The organism is Zoogloea sp. (assembly GCF_041908905.1).
Lineage (GTDB): Bacteria > Pseudomonadota > Gammaproteobacteria > Burkholderiales > Rhodocyclaceae > Zoogloea.
The window spans coordinates 1-2,450 of record NZ_JAYREK010000072.1 but is presented as its reverse complement, the minus strand read 5'-3'; the positions used below and the strand labels follow the sequence as shown (position 1 = coordinate 2,450).

Sequence of the window (2,450 nt, the reverse complement as noted above, 5' to 3'; positions counted from 1 at the left end):
CCTCCAGGAAATCGTTCCCGGTGTCCAGAGCAAACAGCGCGCCACCCCGCCCAGCAGCCGGTCGTCGCACTGCAACAATTTGTAACGGACCGGAAAAAACCGCGATATAATGCGAACTGTTCTCGTTATGATTCGGACCTTCGATGACACCCGCCATCGCCCCGGCTCCCCGCCAAGGCACCGGAATGCCCGCCACGCCGTACCTCGCCTCCCCACGCTTTTCCCCGGCGGGAATCGCCGGCATCGTCGCCGCGCACGTTGGCGTCCTGGCCCTGCTGGCCACGCTGGAAGTGGTTCCGCTGCCGGCGCCGCTGGCCACCCTGATGGTCGACATCATCCAGCCGGCCCCGCCGCCGCCCGCCCCGGAAATCACCCCGCCCAAACCGCAGCCGCTCGAGCGCAAGCCGCAACCGCGCCCCAAGCCGGTACCGCGGGAGCAGCCCCGGATGCTCGCCGCGCAGAGCGACGCCCCGAGCAGCGCGCCCGAGGTGCCGGTGATCAAGGAAACGCCGCCGCCCGCCCCCCCGGCGCCCCCCGCGCCGGCGGCCCCGGCGCCGGTCACCCAGGCCCGCTTCGACGCCGACTACCTGCAGAACCCCGCCCCCGCCTACCCGGCGCTGTCCCGGCGCATGGGCGAGGAGGGCAAGGTGATCCTGCGCGTCTTCGTCGAACCGAGCGGCCGCCCCAGCCAGATCGAGCTGAAGGCCAGCAGCGGCTCGCCGCGTCTCGACCAGGCCGCGCAGGACGCCGTCTGGCGCTGGAAATTCGTTCCCGCCCGCCGGGGCGACGAAACCATCGCCGCCTGGGTCCTGGTCCCCATCGTTTTCAATCTGAGGAGTTGAAGTAGTCATGGAAAACCCCATGGGCTTTGCCCACTTCCTGAGCAACGCCGACGGCGTTGCCCGCTTCGTGCTGGGCCTGATGCTGGTTGCCTCGATCGGCACCTGGTACCTGATCGTCACCAAGGGCATCCGCGTCCTGCGCATGCGCCGCCGCAGCGAAGCCTTCCTCACCGCCTTCTGGGAGGCCCCCAACCTCGAGGCCGTCGCCTCCAGCATCCGCGAGAACGGCACCACCGAGCCCTTCTCGCACCTCGTGCACCACGGCTTCACCGCCATCGAGCAGCACAACCGCCGCAAGAGCGGCTGCGAGTGCAACACCGCCGGCCTGATCAATTCCGGCGCGCCCGACGACCTGCTCACGCGCGCCCTCAAGCGCGCCATCGACGAGGATCGCAGCCACCTCGAATTCGGCCAGACCTTCCTCGCCACGGTCGCCTCGGCGGCACCCTTCATCGGCCTGTTCGGCACCGTCTGGGGGATCTACCACGCCCTGATCGCCATCGGCCTCTCCGGCCAGGGCACGCTCGACAAGGTCGCCGGCCCGGTCGGCGAGGCGCTGATCATGACCGCCATCGGCCTCGCCGTGGCGATCCCCGCCGCCATCGGCTACAACGCCTTCGCGCGCGCCAACCGCAACACCCTGTCGCGCCTGAACTCCTTCGCCTACGACGTGTTCGCCTTCCTCGCCACCGGCGTCAAGACCTCGCCGATGCTCACCGACGCCCGCGCCACCAGCGAGCGGGTGATCGCCCTGGCGCGCGGACAGGGCAGCGGCGCCGAGACGGAAAACCGCGGCGGCCATCCCGGCCTCGCGGTGCGCTGAGGAGAACGCGATGGCCTTCGCCAGCATGGACTCCGGCGACGACAACGAACCGCTCGCCGAAATCAACATGGTGCCGCTGATCGACGTGATGCTGGTGCTGCTGATCATCTTCATGGTCACCGCGCCGCTGCTCACGCACGCGGTGAAGATCGACCTGCCCAAGGCCTCCTCGGCGGCCAACCTGACCAAGCCGGAAAACGTGCAGCTGGCCATCGACGCCGGCGCGCAGGTGTTCTGGAACGGCGAGGCGGTTGACGCCGCGCAGCTCGCCGAGCGCCTGAAGGCCGCCTCGGCGATGCAGCCGCAGCCCGAGCTGCACATCCGCGCCGAGCGCACGACGCCGTACGAGAAGGTCGCCCAGGTGATGAGCGAGGCAGCGCGCCAGGGACTGGTGCGGATCGGCTTCGTCACCGATCCGTCGCGGGCACCGTAGGTCTCCTGTCCGTCAGCCCGCCCACCCGCCAGACAATCAATCCAGGGAGAAAAACATGAACAGCCGTCTCAAGCCCGTTGTCGCCGCCGTCCTGCTGGCCCTCGCCGCCCTTCCGGCGGGCGCCGCCGACAAGACGCTGGGCGAAGTCGAGGTCAAGGGCACGCCGCAGGCCAAGCCGCAATCGCGCCTGCGCGACGAGATCATCGCCACCGAGTCGGTCTCGGAAGCCGACATCCGCAAGACCAACGCGGCCACGCTCAACGAGGCCATCGACAACAACCCCGGCGTCTCGGTCCAGACGGAGTGTTCGATCTGCAACGTGCGCAACGTCACGCTGAACAACCTGCCCGGC

General features: G+C 69.3%; 4 protein-coding genes. All 4 read left to right on the top strand.

The features are described from left to right. Positions 1-185: 185 nt before the first annotated feature. Positions 186-842, top strand: coding sequence for an energy transducer TonB (locus ACE3OU_RS18720; RefSeq protein ID WP_374243072.1), 657 nt, complete (start codon positions 186-188; stop codon positions 840-842). Between the two features lie 7 nt (positions 843-849). Then, positions 850-1,665, top strand: coding sequence for a MotA/TolQ/ExbB proton channel family protein (locus ACE3OU_RS18715; RefSeq protein WP_374243071.1), 816 nt, complete (start codon positions 850-852; stop codon positions 1,663-1,665). Between the two features lie 10 nt (positions 1,666-1,675). Then, positions 1,676-2,098, top strand: a complete 423-nt coding sequence (locus ACE3OU_RS18710) for an ExbD/TolR family protein (RefSeq protein ID WP_374243070.1) — start codon at positions 1,676-1,678, stop codon at positions 2,096-2,098. A gap of 55 nt (positions 2,099-2,153) precedes the next feature. Further along, on the top strand, positions 2,154-2,450 hold a 297-nt coding region (locus ACE3OU_RS18705; RefSeq protein WP_374243069.1), incomplete at its 3' end, for a hypothetical protein.